Genomic DNA, 15,586 nt, shown 5'->3' with positions numbered 1-15,586 from the left:
TCATGCGCAGTCATCGTCGACCCGTGCGCGCCATCGTCACCGGGATCGTGCTGGTCGGATCACTGCTGACGGGCTGCACCGCGCCCCGTCCCGCTCCGGGGTCCGCCCCGGCGCCGACCCCGGACGTCCCCGCCTCGCCGACGGCTGCGCCGCGTACGGTCACCGTCGTGCTCGCCGGTGACCTGCTGTGGCACAACACCACCTGGACCTCGGCGCAGGCGGACGCCCGGGCCGCCGGCCGGACCGGTGCCGACGACTACGACTTCGGCACGATGTTCGGCTCGATGGCGCCGGTGATCAGCGGCGCCGACCTCGCGGTCTGCAACGAGGAGGTCCCGGTGGCTCCGGCGGGCGGGCCCTACCTCAACTACCCGACCTTCGCCGTGCCGCCCCAGGTGGCAGCCGGTGCCGCCGCGGCGGGCTACGACCTGTGCACGATCGGCAGCAACCACTCGCTGGACGCCGGCACCGCCGGGATCGCCCGTACGGTCAGCACCTTCCGTGAGGCGGGGATCACCACCACCGGGGCGTACGCCACCGAGGAGGAGTCGCGCACTCCGGCGATCCGTACGACGGCGTCCGGGGTCCGCATCGCGGTCGTCGAGGCGGCGTACGGCCTGAACGGTTTCCAGCTGCCCAGCGGCCAGCGGTGGGCGGTCGACCTGATCGACCCGGCAGCGATGATCGTGAAGGCGCGGGCCGCCCGGGCCGCCGGGGCGGACATCGTGCTGGCGGCGCTGCACGACGGCACCGAGTACGTCACCGCCCCCACGCCGGGCCAGCTCGGCGAGGCCAAGGCGCTGGCGGACTCCGGTGAGTTCGACCTGGTGTACGGCCACCACGCGCACACCGTCCAGCCGTGGGAGAAGGTCGACGGCACCTGGGTGGTCTACGGGCTCGGCAACCAGATCGCCCAGCAGTCGACGAGCCAGCCGACCACCTTCGAGGGCATCACCGCGCGGTTCACCTTCACCGAGACCTCGTCGGGGAGGTTCGAGGCCACTGACCCGACCGCCATCCCGACGTACGTCACCCCGTACGCCGGCGGACGGCCGATCCGCCTGGTGCACGTCACCGCCGCGTTGGACGGCAGTGTGCCGGTGCCGACCGGGGTGGACCGGATGACCCTGGAGCGGGCCCGGGACCGCACGATGGCCGCGGTGCGGTCCCGGGGCGCCGAGGGCATCAGGGTCGGCTGATCCCGCCTGGACCCCCGGAGTGCCGAGGGCATCACGGTCGGCTGATCCCGCCTGGACCCCCGGAGTGCCGAGGGCATCACGGTCGGCTGACCTCGTCCGGCACCCGCGGCGACGCCGGTCACCGTGGTCGGCCCGGGGACGGCGCGCGGTAGAGTCTGCCTGTCCGTCGACCCTGGGAGCCCTTTGTGATCACGAAGATGTCCGCGCTGTTCGTCCGCACCCTCCGCGAGGACCCGGCGGACGCCGAGGTGCCCAGCCACCGCTGGCTGGTGCGTGCCGGGTACATCCGTCGCGCCGCGCCGGGCATCTACACCTGGCTGCCGCTCGGGCTGCGGGTGCTGCACAAGGTCGAGGACATCGTCCGCGAGGAGATGGACGCCATCGGCGCCCAGGAGGTGCACTTCCCGGCGCTGCTGCCGCGGGAGCCGTACGAGCTGACCGACCGGTGGGTCGAGTACGGCCCGAACCTCTTCCGGCTCCAGGACCGCAAGGGCAACGACATGCTCCTCGGCCCGACCCACGAGGAGATGTTCACCCTGCTGGTGAAGGACCTCTACTCCTCGTACAAGGACCTGCCGCTGACCCTCTACCAGATCCAGACCAAGTACCGCGACGAGGCCCGGCCGCGCGCCGGTCTGCTGCGCGGCCGCGAGTTCGTGATGAAGGACTCGTACTCCTTCGACATCGACGACGCCGGCCTGCAGGCGGCGTACGACAAGCACCGCGCCGCCTACATCCGGATCTTCGACCGGCTCGGGCTGGACTACGCCATCGTCCAGGCGATGTCCGGGGCGATGGGCGGCTCGGCCTCCGAGGAGTTCCTCGCGGTCGCCGAGAACGGTGAGGACACCTTCGTCCGCTCGCCCGGCGGCTACGCGGCGAACGTCGAGGCGGTCCGGATCGGCAGCCCGGCCCCGCTGCCGTACGACGACGTGCCGGCCGCGCACGTCGAGGACACCCCGGCCTCGACCACCATCGACGCCCTGGTGCAGGTCGCCAACGACCTGCAGCGGCGCGCCGACCGGCCGTGGCACGGCGGCGACACCCTGAAGAACGTCGTGTTCATGCTGGAGTACCCCGACGGCACCAAGGAGCCGCTGGCGATCGGCCTGCCCGGTGACCGCGAGGTCGACGAGAAGCGCCTCGAGGCGCAGGTCGAGCCGGCCGTCGCGGTGCCGTTCGGCGAGGAGGACTTCGCGGCCTACCCGAGTCTGGTCAAGGGCTACATCGGCCCCGGCGTGCTGGGGGAGAAGAACGCCTCCGGCGTGAAGTACCTGACCGACCCCCGGGTCGTCGAGGGCACCCGCTGGATCACCGGCGCCGACGCCGATCAGCGCCACGTCTTCGACCTGGTCTGCGGGCGCGACTTCACCTCCGACGGCGTCATCGACGTCGCCGAGATCCGCGAGGGCGATGCCTCGCCGGACGGCTCCGGGCCGCTGCAGCTGGCCCGCGGCATCGAGATGGGCCACATCTTCCAGCTCGGCCGCAAGTACGCCGACGCGCTCGGGCTGAAGGTGCTCGACCAGAACGGCAAGCAGGTCACGGTGACCATGGGCTCGTACGGTGTCGGCGTCTCCCGGGCCGTCGCCGCGGTGGCCGAGCACACCTGCGACGACAAGGGCCTGTGCTGGCCCCGCGCCCTCGCCCCGTACGACGTGCAGGTGGTGGCCACCGGCAAGGGTGCCGAGATCGCCGCGTACGCCGCCGAGCTCGCCGGCGCGCTGGACGCCGCCGGGATCGCGGTGCTGCTCGACGACCGCAAGGCCTCCCCCGGAGTGAAGTTCGCCGACGCCGAGCTGCTCGGCATGCCGACCACCGTCGTGGTCGGCCGGGGCCTGGCGTCCGGCCTGGTGGAGCTGCGCGACCGCGCCACCGGAACCTCGGAGGAGGTGCCGGTCGCGGAGGTGGTGGATCGGGTCGTCGCGGCGGTCCGCGGCTGACCGTGCTCGAGGGCCTCGCCGGGATCTCCCCGTGGATCGTCGCCGGACTTGTCGGCGTGGCCTTCGTCGCGGGCTGGGTGGACGCGATCGTCGGTGGCGGCGGGCTGATCCAGCTGCCCGCCCTGCTGCTCGGGCTGCCCGCCGACACCCCGGTGGCGACCATCTCGGGCACCAACAAGATCTCCTCGTTCGCCGGGACCAGCACGGCCACGGCGACGTATCTGCGGACGATCCGGGTCGACTGGCGTGACACGGCGCCGCTGATGGTCGGAGCGGCGCTCGGGTCGGCGGTCGGCGCACGGCTGGTGACGCTGCTGCCGAAGCAGTGGTTCACCCCGTTCGTGCTGGTCGCCCTGGTGGTGGTCGGCGGCTACCTGTGGCGGCGCCCGCAGTTCGGGCTGGAGTCGCACGTACGCCACACCGGCGCGGGCCTGGCGGTCCGCTCCGCGGCGATCGGCCTCGGCGTCGGCCTGTACGACGGCTTCCTCGGGCCGGGCACCGGCACCTTCTTCATGATCCTGATCGTCGGGGTGCTCGGACATGGCTTCCTGGCGGCCAGCGCCCGGGCCAAGCTGGCCAACGTCGCCACCAATCTGGCCGCCATCGTCACGCTCGCGCCGCACATCCACTGGACGCTGGGATTGATGATGGCCGCCGCCAACGTCACCGGCGGCGTGACCGGCGCCCGGATGGCGCTGCGGCACGGCAACGCCTTCATCCGCAAGGTGCTGTTGGTGGTGGTCGCCGCGCTGGTGGTCCGCCTGTCGTACGACCTGGTGATGCAGTTCCGCTGAAGTTCCGCTGACCCGCCGCTGCGCCGGTGGCCTCCGCGCCCCGCGCGGGCCGGCTCGAGGACGATGCGTACGGCTCAGGCCCAGCCGGGCCAGACCGGCAGTGCGCCGCCGGAGCGGGCCACCGCGACCGCCGCGTCCTCGAGGGTCGTGGCGCCGAGCGTGCGCACCGTCTCGTCGGTGGCGGCACGGACCAGTCGGCAGGCGTCCGGCAGCACCGCCGCCTCGACCCGCGCCAGCAGGGCGACCGCCGAGGCCGTGTCGGTAGGCCGGTCGATGGCGTACGCCACCGCGGCGACCGGCACCCGGACGGAGCGCCGGCCCAGTTCGGCGGCGAGTCCGTCCCGGGCGGCGAGGTGGTGGGACAGCAGAGTTCTGGCCCACGCTGCGTCCTCGCCGGACAGTTGGGCGACGGCGGCCTGGGCCGCGAAGATCGCAGCGTGCAGTTGCGCCACCAGGGCTGACATCGCCTCGGCGTCCCCCAGGGAGGCGATCGTGTCGGACGAGGGGGCGTCGGTCGGGGTCCGCGGGGCGGTGGCGCCGGCCAGGGAGCCGACCGCGGCGGCGTACGCTCCGGCGGACGCCAGCCGGGCTGCGAGCACCCCACGGGCGGGCGCGGCGAGGAAGCGGCCGGCCGCGGCGCCGGCCGCGTCGGCCAGGCCACCGCCGGGCGCGGTGCCGGGCCTGCTGGTGGCCGCGAGGAGCGAGGCGTGGGCATCGAACGCGCTCGCGGCCCGATCCCGGTAGTCGCCCAGCCGGTCGGTGCCCGCGGCGCCACCGCGGACCGCGGCGGCCAGACCGGCCGCGAGTGCGGCGTACGGGCCGGGATCGACCGCTGCGGCGGCGGAGGTCACCGACGGCGCGGCACTCGGACGACCGATGATGGTCGGGTTCCGCCGGGAGCATCCGGTGGCACCGGCCAGCACGCTGCCTACGGCGGTGACCAGCATTCCTCGACGCGTCAGCACAGGCCGAACGGTAGCGCACGGGTATGCTTGCCTGCACGGATCGTGCGGGTGCAGGGTGCCGACGACCCCTGCAGCGCCCGAGGCCGGTCACGGCAGGACCGCCCCGGACGGCACGGCCGACAACCGCATTCCACAATCGGATCAGGAGCACCCATGGACGAACGGCAACTCATCGCGGTCATCGAGCCGGTGCTCGCCCGCCACGAGCTCGAGCTCGACGCACTGGACATCATCCCGGCGGGCAAGCGTGTGCTGCTGCGGGTGACCGTGGACGGTGACGGCCCCGAGGGCCACGGCCCGTTGATCGACGACATCGCCGAGGCGTCCCGGGACCTGTCCGACGCGCTTGACGAGGCCGACGCGACCGGGGCCGGTGCGTACACCCTGGAGGTGTCCTCGCGCGGTGTGAATCGCCCGCTCACCCTGCCGCGGCACTGGCGACGCAATGCCGGCCGGCTGGTGCGGATCACCACCACCGAGGGGGAGACCTTCCAGGCCCGGATCGTGGCGAGCGACGCCGAGGGCGTCGACCTGCTGATCGAGCCGGAGGACCCGCGTCCCGGCAAGGGGACCGCGGTCGAGCGGCGCTGTGCGTACGCCGACATCACCAAGGCACGTGTCCAGGTCGAGATGAAGCGCCAGGACAAGGAGGAGGACTGATCATGGACATCGACATGGCTGCGCTGCGGGCGATCGAGCACGACAAGGAGATCCCGCTGGAGGTGCTGGTCTCCGCCCTGGAGGAGGCGCTGCTCACCGCCTACCACAAGACGGACAACCCGGTGCCCGGTGCCCGCGTCCTCCTCGACCGCAAGTCCGGCAAGGTGGCCGTCATCGCCCCCGAGAAGGACGAGGAGGGCACCGTCGTCGGTGAGTACGACGACACGCCCGCCGGGTTCGGCCGGATCGCCGCCGCGACCGCCCGCCAGGTGATCTTCCAGCGGATCCGCGACGCCGAGGACGAGAAGAAGTACGGCACGTTCTCCGCCATCGAGGGCGACGTCGTGATGGGCACCGTCCAGCAGGACCGCGACAACCGGGTGGTCCGGGTCGACCTCGGTGACATCGAGGCGATCATGCCGCCGGCCGAGCAGGTCTCGGGGGAGGACTACCGGCACGGCACCCGGCTGCGGGTGTACGTCGTCGCGGTGCGCAAGGAAGCCCACGGCCCGCAGGTCGTGGTGTCGCGGACCCACCCGCAGCTGGTGCAGAAGCTGTTCGAGCGGGAGGTCCCGGAGATCGAACAGGGTGTCGTCGAGATCAAGGCGCTGGCCCGTGAGGCGGGGCACCGTACGAAGATCGCCGTCCGCTCCCACCGGCCGGACGTCTCCGCCAAGGGCGCCTGCATCGGTCCGATGGGCCAGCGGGTGCGTGCGGTGATGCACGAGCTGAACGAGGAGAAGATCGACATCATCGACTGGTCGGACGACCCGGCCGTCTTCGTCGGCAACGCCCTGTCGCCGGCCAAGGTCGCCTCGGTCACCGTGGTCGATCCGGCGGCCCGGGCCGCGCGGGTGGTCGTGCCCGACTACCAGCTGTCGCTGGCGATCGGCCGTGAGGGCCAGAACGCCCGACTGGCCGCCCGGCTCACCGGCTGGCGGATCGACATCCATCCGGACAACGAGGCCGCCGGCCACTGACGGCCGACGGTGTGTCCCGGCCCCGTCCCTTCGGCCCGCCCGGGGGGGCGGGGCCGATGTCGCTGTCCAGGGGGCGCGGCAATCGGCTCCGGACACGCGTGAAGGGCGCCCACGGTTCGGGGGGGTAACCGTGGGCGCCCTTCAACGCTTCGAAGCCTGTCAACCGGGACTGGGCGACCGCTGGGGCCAGGCTGTGAAACCGCTGGGAAACGTCTTTCAGTGGCGTCGGCAGACCTGTCGCGCCGGGCATCACCCCCGTTGCCGGGGTCACGTCCCTTTGTGTGGTGGGGCGCGGGGGCGGGGCGCGGGGGCGGGAGGATCGCACGTGTGGTGGGGTGCGCGGGCCGATGATCGCACGATCCGGGCCGGGGATTCGTCCGTGCGGAGATTGTCCGCTAAACTCTGACGGTGGTCCGTCCTCCGTCGTCACATGTGCCCGAACGTACGTGTGTCGGATGTCGTGGGCGGTCCGCCAAGTCCGGACTGGTGCGCCTCGTCTGGGATCGTACGGCTTCCTGTGTTGCCCTCGACCCCGACGGGACTGCTCCGGGTCGAGGCGCCTGGGTGCACCCCGACCCCCACTGTTGTGACCTGGCGATGCGGCGCCGCGCCGTGGGTCGAGCCCTGCGTATCACCCACGTCGATGGCGAACAGGTGGCCGGCCTACTGGCCACCCTCGCATCCGAGGGTCGACACGCGCCACCCGGATCTGAGTGAGTGACGACACCCGGCCGCCCGGCCGGGCGGAACCAGAAAGTGGGCAAACGCTCATGACCACTCGATGAGTACTCATCAATGAGCAAGCACGTCAACTAGCTGGTCCGGCTCGACTGACCGGACCGCAGAGGAGAGTAGTGGCAAAGGTCCGTGTCTACGAGCTCGCCAAGGAGCTCGGAGTCGAGAGCAAGGAAGTCCTGAAGACCCTGAACGACATGGGTGAGTTCGTTCGGTCGGCGTCGTCGACCATCGAGGCGCCCGTGGTCCGACGACTGAAGGAGAAGATGGGCGGTTCGTCTGCGGCCCCCGCACCCAAGCCGACCCCCCGGCCCGCGCCGCGTCCTGCGGCGCCGGGCCCGGCTGCGCCGCGTCCTGCGGCGTCCGGGTCGACCGCGCCGCGTCCTGCGGCCCCCCGCCCGGCAGCCCATGCTGCCGCACCGGAGCACACGGAGCGTCCGGTGCCCCACGAGCCCCCGGCGCAGCGCCCTGCTCGCCCCGAGGCCCCCGTAGCCCACCCGCAGGGCGGCGCCCGCCCGGGCCCGCGCCCGCACGCCGGTGGCGAGTCCGCCGGGCGTCCGGCGCCCCGTCCGAGTGCCCCGCGTCCTGCCGCAGGTCCCGCGTCCTCTCCGCGTCCCGCCGCGCCCGGCCCGCGTCCCGGTGCCGCTCCGCGTCCGGGCAGCACCTCCGCCCGTCCGGGTGGTCCCGGTGCGCCGAAGCCCGGCGCCCGTCCGGGTCCCCGTCCCGGGGCCCCGAAGCCCGGGCCCGGTGGCGCCCCGACCCCCGGTCCGCGCCGTGGTCCGCGTCCGGGCAACAACCCGTTCGCCTCGGCCCAGGGCATGGGCACCCAGCAGCGGCGTCCGCGCCCCGAGGGTGGCCGTCCGGAGGCCGGTGGCCGTCCGGGTCCCGGTCAGCACCCCGGTGGTCCGCGTCCGGCGGGCGCCCGTCCCGGTGGTCCGTCTCCGGCGGGCATGCCGCGTCCCAACCCGGCGATGATGCCCAAGCACCACTCCTCGCAGCTGGCTCCGGCCGGCCAGCAGGGTCGTGGTGGTCGCACCGGCGGCCCGGGTCGTGGTCGTGCCGGCGGTCCCGGTCGTCCCGGCGGCGGTTTCGGCGGCGGTCCCAGCACGGGCCCGAGCACCGGTGGCCCGCAGGGTCGTGGCGGTGGCCGCGGTCGTGGCGGCACGCAGGGTGCCTTCGGGCGTCCGGGTGGCCCGTCGCGTCGTGGACGCAAGTCGAAGAAGCAGCGTCGTCAAGAGTTCGACGAGATGGAAGCACCGACGATCGGTGGCGTGCGCATCCGCAAGGGTGAGGGCGCGACCGTACGGCTGCGTCGTGGCGCGTCGTTGTCCGACCTCGCCGAGAAGATCGGTGTGGATCCGGCGGCCCTGGTGCAGGTGCTGTTCTCGCTGGGCGAGATGGTGACCGCGACCCAGTCGGTGGCCGATGACACGCTGCAGCTGCTCGGTGCCGAGTTGGACTACACCATCCAGGTCGTCTCGCCTGAGGACGAGGACCGCGAACTGCTGGAGTCCTTCGACATCGAGTTCGGTGAGGACGAGGGCGGTGAGGAGGACCTCGAGGCCCGCCCGCCGGTCGTCACCGTCATGGGTCACGTCGACCATGGCAAGACGAAGCTGCTGGACGCCTACCGCCACTCGAACGTGGTGGCCAAGGAGGCCGGTGGCATCACCCAGAGCATCGGTGCCTACCAGGTGGCCACCGAGGTCGACGAGACCGAGCGTCGGATCACCTTCATCGACACCCCTGGTCACGAGGCGTTCACCGCCATGCGTGCCCGTGGTGCCAAGTCGACCGACATCGCGGTGCTGGTCGTGGCCGCCGATGACGGCGTGATGCCGCAGACGATCGAGGCGCTGAACCACGCGCTGGCCGCCGATGTGCCTGTCGTGGTCGCGGTGAACAAGATCGACAAGCCGGCGGCGGATCCGCAGAAGGTCCGCGGCCAGATGGCCGAGTACGGTCTGGTTCCCGAGGAGTACGGCGGCGACACCATGTTCGTCGACGTGTCCGCGGTGACCGGCGCCGGTCTGGACGACCTGCTCGAGGCGATCGTGCTGACGGCGGACGCCTCCCTGGACCTGCGGGCCAACCCGGACATGCCGGCGCAGGGTGTCTCCATCGAGGCGCACCTCGACAAGGGCCGCGGCCCGGTCATCTCGGTGCTGATCCAGCGCGGCACGCTGCACGTCGGCGACTCGGTGGTGTGTGGGGCGGCCCACGGCCGTGTCCGCGCCATGATCGACAGCAACGGCGACTCGGTCGAGGAGGCGCTGCCGTCGATGCCGGTGCAGGTGCTGGGTCTGACCTCGGTACCCGGCGCGGGGGACACCTTCCTGTGCGTCGAGGACGACCGGATGGCCCGCCAGATCGCCGAACAGCGCGAGGCGCGCAAGCGTGCGGCGCAGCAGGCGATGGGTGCCCGGCGCAAGACGCTGGACCAGATCTTCGAGCAGATGGAGAAGGGCGAGACGCAGGAGCTGGCCCTCATCCTCAAGGGCGACTCGGCCGGTTCGGTCGAAGCACTGGAGGACGCGCTGCTAAAGATCGACGTCGGCGAGGACATCTCGGTGCGGATCATCGACCGCGGTGTGGGTGCCATCACCGAGACCAACGTCAGCCTGGCGTCGGCCTCCGGCGCGGTCATCATCGGCTACAACGTGCGTGCCCAGGGGAAGGCGACTCAGCTCGCCGACCAGGAGAACGTCGACATCCGCTACTACTCGATCATCTACCAGGCGATCGACGAGGTGGAGGCCGCGCTCAAGGGCATGCTCAAGCCGATCTTCGAGGAGGTCGTGCTCGGTCAGGCGGAGATCCGTCAGATCTTCAAGTCCTCCAAGGTCGGTGTCATCGCCGGTGTCATGGTCCAGGACGGCATCATGCGGCGCCACGCCAAGGCGCGGGTGCTGCGGGACGGCGTCGTGGTGGCGGACACGGAGATCAACACCCTGCGTCGGGAGAAGGACGATGCGACCGAGGTCCGCGAGGGCTTCGAGTGTGGTCTGACCCTCTCCGGGTACTCCGACATCCGCGTGGACGACATCATCGAGACGTACGAGATGCGGGAGAAGCCGCGCGACTGATCTCGGTCTGCTGAGGACCAGGACAGTCCTGGCCGCTCCTCTCGATGTCCGCCTGTGGGGTCATAGGGTCTCCCTATGGCCCCACGGCGCGGGCAGCCCACGGCCCTGCCGGGGTCAGTCCGGGATCTCCGGGTCCCGGGGGAGCGGCTCCGATCGAAACGAAAGGACACGGCATGCCGAACCCGCGCGTGCTGAAGCTGGCCGACCAGATCAAATCGATCGTCGCCCAGATGCTCGAGAAGCGGATCAAGGACCCGCGACTCGGCTTCGTCACCATCACCGACGTACGTCTCACCGGCGACACCCGTGAGGCGACCGTCTTCTACACCGTCTACGGCGACGAGGCGGCCCGGGCGGGCAGCGCCGCGGCACTGCGGTCGGCCACCGGTCTGATCCGGTCGACCGTCGGCAAGCGGCTCGGGCTGCGCTATGCCCCGTCGATCGCCTTCGTGCTGGACGCCCTGCCGGAGTCCGTGGCGAGCATCGAGGACCTGTTGGCCCGCGCCCAGGCCGGTGACGCCGCGATCGCCGAACAGCGGGAGACCGCGTCGTACGCCGGCGAGGCGGACCCGTACCGTCGCAAGGACGAACAGGACGAGGACACCGAGGACGAGAACACCGACGAGGACGTGGACCCGGACGCGGATGACGCAGACACGGCCGGAGCACCAGACACGTCCGCCGTCGAGGCCGCCGTCGGTGGCCTCGCCCAGGCCGACGACGATCCGGCGCACCTGGACGACCAGGCCGACGCCCCCGGCGCAGTCGATCCGTCTGACCTCGTCGAACGCGACTGAGTCCGTGGCGGCTGCGACCGACCAGGGCCCCTCAGGGCTCCTCGTCATCGATAAGCCGGCGGGCCTGACCTCTCACGACGTGGTGGCCAGGGTCCGTCGGCTCCTCGGCACCCGCAAGGTCGGCCACGCCGGCACGCTCGATCCGATGGCCACCGGTGTGCTCATCCTCGGGGTCGGCCGGGCCACCCGGCTGCTCGGTCACCTGGCGCTGCACGACAAGGCGTACGACGCCACGATCCGGCTCGGGCAGACGACCGTCACCGACGACGCGGACGGTGAGGTCGTCGCCTCCGCCGGGGCGGTCGGGGCGACCGACACCGCGATCCGTACGGCGATGGCCGCCCTCACCGGCGACATCGCCCAACGTCCCTCGGCGGTCTCGGCGATCAAGGTCGACGGCCAGCGGTCCTACGCCCGGGTCCGGGCCGGGGAACAGGTCGAACTGGCCGCCCGCCCGGTGACCGTGTCGCGATTCGACCTGCTGGCCCGCCGCGACGGGCAGATCGACGGCGTGGCAGTGGTCGACCTCGACGTCACCGTGGAGTGCTCCACCGGAACGTACGTCCGGGCCCTCGCCCGCGACCTGGGCGAGGCGCTCGGCACCGGGGGACACCTCACCGCGCTGCGCCGCACCCGGGTCGGCGGTTTCGACCTCGACATGGCGCAGAGCCTGCCCGAGCGGGATCGTGCGGCTCGGGACGCCGCGGCTCAGGATGCCGCGGCTCAGGATGCCGACGCATCCCCCCTGGCGGTGCTGGCGATGGACGAGGCGGTGCGGTCCTGCTTCCCGTCACTGGACCTCGACGAGGCGGCTGCCGACGAGGTGGGGTACGGACGCGCTCTGCGCGGTCTCAGCCTGCCGGCGTGCCTCACCGCGCTCTACGGGCCCGACGGGACGTTCCTGGCGTTGTATCGTCAGGTCGGCCCGGACGCGCGTCCCGAGGCGGTGTTCGCTCCGCACTGATGGCGAGGCCATCTCCGGCCGGCCTTCCGGGCGCGGCCACCGATCGTGTCGTCAGCGGCGGTGCGGCTACGATCAGGCAGGTGAATCCCGACCGCTGGTGGACGAGGAGGAATGTGAGCCAGAGCGTAGTCGTCATCGGCAACTTCGACGGTGTCCACCTGGGCCATCGAGCGGTCCTCGCACACGCCAGAGGACTGGAGCCCGGGCTTCCCGTCATCGCAATGACCTTCTGGCCGCACCCGCTCAGCGTCGTGCGGCCCGGACACGAGCCGAAGCTGCTGTGCGATCTCGACGAGCGGGTCGAGCTGCTCCGTGCGGCCGGCGCCGACCGGGTCGAGGTCGTCGCGTTCACCAAGGCGTTCTCCCAGCAGAGCCCGGAGGACTTCGTCTCCTCGGTGCTGCTGCCGCTCTCCCCGGCCCGGGTGGTCGTCGGGCAGAACTTCCGGTTCGGCCACCGTGCCGCCGGCAACGTCGACACCTTGCGGGAACTCGGCCGGGGCCGGTTCGAGGTGACGGCGATCGACTTGGTCACCAGCCCGCTGCACGCCGATGCCGCGCCGACGGACCCGCTGCACGCGAGCCCGCTGGCCAGCCCGGTGCACTCCACCGACGGTGCCGAGCGGACCTCGTCCACCCGGATCCGGGAGGCGCTCGCCGAGGGTGATCTGGAGGCTGCCGAGGCCATGCTGGGACGGCCGTTCAGTTTCGCCGGCACGGTGGTGCGCGGCGACCAGCGCGGGCGCGAGCTGGGTTTCCCAACCGCCAACCTCGACGTGTCGGACCTGCGGGCGGCCCCGGCGGACGGGGTGTACGCCGGCTGGCTCAGCCGGATCGACCGCCCCGACCGGCCGGCCCTGCCGGCGGCGATCTCGGTGGGCCGCAACCCCACCTTCGACGGCCGCCAGCTGCGGGTCGAGTCGTACGTCCTCGACCGCACCGATCTCGAGCTCTACGGGGTGCGGATCCGGGTCGAGTTCGTCTCGCGGATCCGCGGCCAGGTCAAGTTCGACGGCATCGAGGCGTTGATCGCGCAGATGAACGACGACGTCGACCGGATCCGTACGGTCCTCGGCGTACGGTCCTGACCGCGTCGGGCCCCCACGGGGCCCGACGGACGGGTCAGGCCTCGATGATCACCGGGAGGATCATCGGGCGGCGACGGTAGGTCTTGTTCACCCAGCGCCCGACCACCCGGCGCACCGACTGCTGGAGTCGGTGCACGTCGTCGACGTCCTGTTCCAGTGCGGACCGCAGCGCGTCGGCGACCTCCGAGCGCACTTCGTCGAAGATCGCGTCGTCCTCGGCGAATCCGCGGGCGTGGATGTCCGGGCCCGAGATCAGCCGGTTGGAGCGGGTGTTGACGACCGCGATGACGGAGATGAAGCCTTCCTCGCCGAGGATCTTGCGGTCGGTCAGCTGGCTCTCGGAGATGTCACCCACCGTCGTGCCGTCGACGAAGATGTACGGTGCGTCGATCTGGCCGACGATCCGGGCGCGGTGGTTGCGCAGGTCCACCACGGAGCCGTCCTGGCAGACCAGGGCACGGTCGCGGGGCACCCCGGTGGCCACCGCCAGATCGGCGTTGGCGATCAGGTGACGGGGCTCGCCATGCACCGGCATCGCATTGGCCGGGCGGACGATGTTGTAGCAGTAGAGCAGTTCACCGGAGCTCGCGTGACCGGAAACGTGCACCATCGCGTTGCCCTTGTGCACCACGGTGGCGCCGAGCTTGGCGAGCCCGTTGATCACCCGGAACACGGCGTTCTCGTTGCCGGGGATCAGCGAGGAGGCCAGCAGCACGGTGTCGCCGCGGTCCAGGTGGATGACCGGGTGCTCCTGGTTGGCGATCCGGGCCAGCGCCGACAGCGGCTCGCCCTGCGACCCGGTCGACACGATGATCAGGTCCTCGCGGGGCACCCGGTCGATGTCCTTGAGGTCGACCAGGGTGTCCTTCGGCACCGTCAGGTAGCCCAGATCGGCCGCGACGGTCATGTTGCGCACCATCGAGCGGCCGACGAAGACGACCTTGCGTTCGTACAGGTGGGCGACGTCGAGGACCTGCTGGACGCGGTGCACGTGGGAGGAGAAGCAGGTGACGATGATCATCTGCTCCGAGGTGGCCACGACCCGCTCCATCGCCGGGGCGATGTCCTTCTCCAGCGGGGTGAAGCCCGGGGTCTCGGCGTTGGTCGAGTCGACCATGAACAGGTCGACGCCCTCCTCGCCGAGCTTCGCGAAGCGGCGCAGGTCGGTGATCCGCCCGTCGAGGGGCAGCTGGTCCATCTTGAAGTCGCCGGTGTGCAGCACGGTGCCGCCCGCGGTCCGGATCGCCACGGCGAGACCGTCGGGGATCGAGTGGTTGACCGCCATGAACTCGAGGTCGAAGTTGCCGACCTGCACCCGGGTGTCGTCGCCGACCACCTTGAGCACGGCCTCGCGGGCCAGTCGGTGCTCCTTCAGCTTCGCCTCGACCAGGGCCAGGGTGAGCTTGCTGCCGTAGAGCGGCAGGTCGGGGCGCTGGCGCAGCAGGTAGGGGACGGCGCCGATGTGGTCCTCGTGGCCGTGGGTGAGCACCAGGCCGACGACGTCGTCGAGGCGGTCCTGGATGATCTCGAAGGCCGGCAGCAGCAGGTCGACGCCAGGGTGGTCGTCCTCCGGGAAGAGCACCCCGCAGTCGACGAGCAGCAACTGTCCGTCGATCTCGAAGCTCGTCATGTTCCGCCCGATGTCGCCCAGACCGCCCAACGGGATGACACGGAGGGTGCCGGGGGCGAGGGCGGGCGGGGTCTTCAAACCGGATGGTGACACCAGCACAGCCTAGCCCACCGACTAGCCTGGAGGGGTGACCGACGACACCGCCTCGCTGCTGCACGTACGTACCGCCTGGCCCGCGGAGGCTGCGGCGATCGCGCCGATCCAGCGCCGGGCCTGGGTGCAGGAGTGGAGCCCCGCCGAGCGTGACGCGCTGCTCGTCGACAGCGATCTGCAGTCGATGGTCGAGTCCTGGCACGGAGCGATCGTCGCTCCGCCTGAGGCACGCTGCCGGGTGCTGGTGGCGCTCGAGGGCGAGCGGGTGGTCGGCTTCGCGGCGACCGCGCCGAGCGACGACGAGGACGCCGAGCCCGGCGACGGGCTGGTGGCCGAGTTCGCCGTCGATCCGCCGGCCCGCGGCAACGGCCACGGCTCCCGGTTGATGAACGCGCTGATCGACACGCTGCGCTCCGACGGGTTCCGTACGGCCTCCTGGTGGGTGCGGACCACCAACGACCCGCTGCGGGCGTTCCTCGAGTCGGCCGGCTGGCGTCCGGACGGGGCCACCCAGCGGTTCACCGCCGACGACGAATCGTTCACCATCAAGCAGGTACGACTCCGGGTGCGGATCACCGACTGACGCCGGCCCAGCGCCGGACGACCCGACCGCCGGATCGCGTCCGCGGAGACCGGGCGACAGGTGACGACGCTC

At 71.8% G+C, this 15,586-nt stretch carries 12 protein-coding genes and 1 pseudogene; 11 read left to right on the top strand and 2 right to left on the bottom strand.

What is annotated here, in order from left to right; translation table 11 throughout:
• Positions 1-23 precede the first annotated feature (23 nt).
• From R0146_RS14700 to R0146_RS14690, 3 genes are all read left to right on the top strand, one after another.
• Positions 24-1,199: a CapA family protein gene (locus R0146_RS14700; protein ID WP_317690603.1), complete on the top strand. Its 1,176-nt coding sequence runs from the start codon at positions 24-26 to the stop codon at positions 1,197-1,199.
• 197 nt (positions 1,200-1,396) lie between these two features.
• Positions 1,397-3,142 (top strand): proline--tRNA ligase, encoded by a 1,746-nt coding sequence (locus R0146_RS14695; protein ID WP_317692425.1) that lies wholly within the window; start codon positions 1,397-1,399, stop codon positions 3,140-3,142.
• A gap of 2 nt (positions 3,143-3,144) precedes the next feature.
• A complete protein-coding gene (locus R0146_RS14690; protein ID WP_411567159.1) occupies positions 3,145-3,936 on the top strand; it encodes a sulfite exporter TauE/SafE family protein in 792 nt (263 codons plus the stop codon).
• Between the two features lie 74 nt (positions 3,937-4,010).
• Here R0146_RS14690 and R0146_RS14685 read toward each other — a convergent pair whose 3' ends face one another.
• The gene (locus R0146_RS14685; RefSeq protein WP_317690602.1) at positions 4,011-4,901 is read right to left on the bottom strand and encodes a DUF4439 domain-containing protein; all 891 of its coding nucleotides are present in this window, start codon (positions 4,899-4,901) and stop codon (positions 4,011-4,013) included.
• 153 nt (positions 4,902-5,054) lie between these two features.
• Between R0146_RS14685 and rimP the strand changes: the two genes are divergently transcribed.
• The 7 genes and pseudogenes from rimP to R0146_RS14655 all read left to right on the top strand — a co-directional run bounded on the left by rimP (position 5,055) and on the right by R0146_RS14655 (position 13,208).
• Positions 5,055-5,561 (top strand): ribosome maturation factor RimP, encoded by a 507-nt coding sequence (gene rimP, locus R0146_RS14680; protein WP_317690601.1) that lies wholly within the window; start codon positions 5,055-5,057, stop codon positions 5,559-5,561.
• A 2-nt stretch (positions 5,562-5,563) separates the two neighbouring features.
• Positions 5,564-6,541, top strand: a complete 978-nt coding sequence (gene nusA, locus R0146_RS14675; protein WP_317690599.1) for a transcription termination factor NusA — start codon at positions 5,564-5,566, stop codon at positions 6,539-6,541.
• Between the two features lie 408 nt (positions 6,542-6,949).
• A complete protein-coding gene (locus tag R0146_RS16200; protein WP_411567158.1) occupies positions 6,950-7,258 on the top strand; it encodes a YlxR family protein in 309 nt (102 codons plus the stop codon).
• Between the two features lie 137 nt (positions 7,259-7,395).
• Positions 7,396-10,362: a translation initiation factor IF-2 gene (infB, locus tag R0146_RS14670; protein WP_317690598.1), complete on the top strand. Its 2,967-nt coding sequence runs from the start codon at positions 7,396-7,398 to the stop codon at positions 10,360-10,362.
• A gap of 173 nt (positions 10,363-10,535) precedes the next feature.
• A pseudogene (rbfA, locus tag R0146_RS14665) lies at positions 10,536-10,958 on the top strand (30S ribosome-binding factor RbfA); the annotation flags it as partial.
• Between the two features lie 205 nt (positions 10,959-11,163).
• Positions 11,164-12,123, top strand: a complete 960-nt coding sequence (gene truB, locus R0146_RS14660; RefSeq protein WP_317690597.1) for a tRNA pseudouridine(55) synthase TruB — start codon at positions 11,164-11,166, stop codon at positions 12,121-12,123.
• Positions 12,124-12,236: 113 nt separating this feature from the next.
• The gene (locus R0146_RS14655) at positions 12,237-13,208 is read left to right on the top strand and encodes a bifunctional riboflavin kinase/FAD synthetase (protein WP_317690596.1); all 972 of its coding nucleotides are present in this window, start codon (positions 12,237-12,239) and stop codon (positions 13,206-13,208) included.
• A 34-nt stretch (positions 13,209-13,242) separates the two neighbouring features.
• On the opposite strand, the gene R0146_RS14650 is transcribed toward R0146_RS14655, so the two are convergent.
• Positions 13,243-14,931: a ribonuclease J gene (locus R0146_RS14650; RefSeq protein WP_317690595.1), complete on the bottom strand. Its 1,689-nt coding sequence runs from the start codon at positions 14,929-14,931 to the stop codon at positions 13,243-13,245.
• Between the two features lie 34 nt (positions 14,932-14,965).
• Between R0146_RS14650 and R0146_RS14645 the strand changes: the two genes are divergently transcribed.
• Positions 14,966-15,514, top strand: coding sequence for a GNAT family N-acetyltransferase (locus R0146_RS14645; RefSeq protein WP_317690594.1), 549 nt, complete (start codon positions 14,966-14,968; stop codon positions 15,512-15,514).
• Positions 15,515-15,586 lie beyond the last annotated feature (72 nt).

Origin of the sequence: Raineyella sp. LH-20, assembly GCF_033110965.1 — a bacterium.
In the GTDB taxonomy this organism is placed as follows: domain Bacteria; phylum Actinomycetota; class Actinomycetes; order Propionibacteriales; family Propionibacteriaceae; genus Raineyella.
This window is presented reverse-complemented; position numbering and strand designations above follow the sequence as displayed.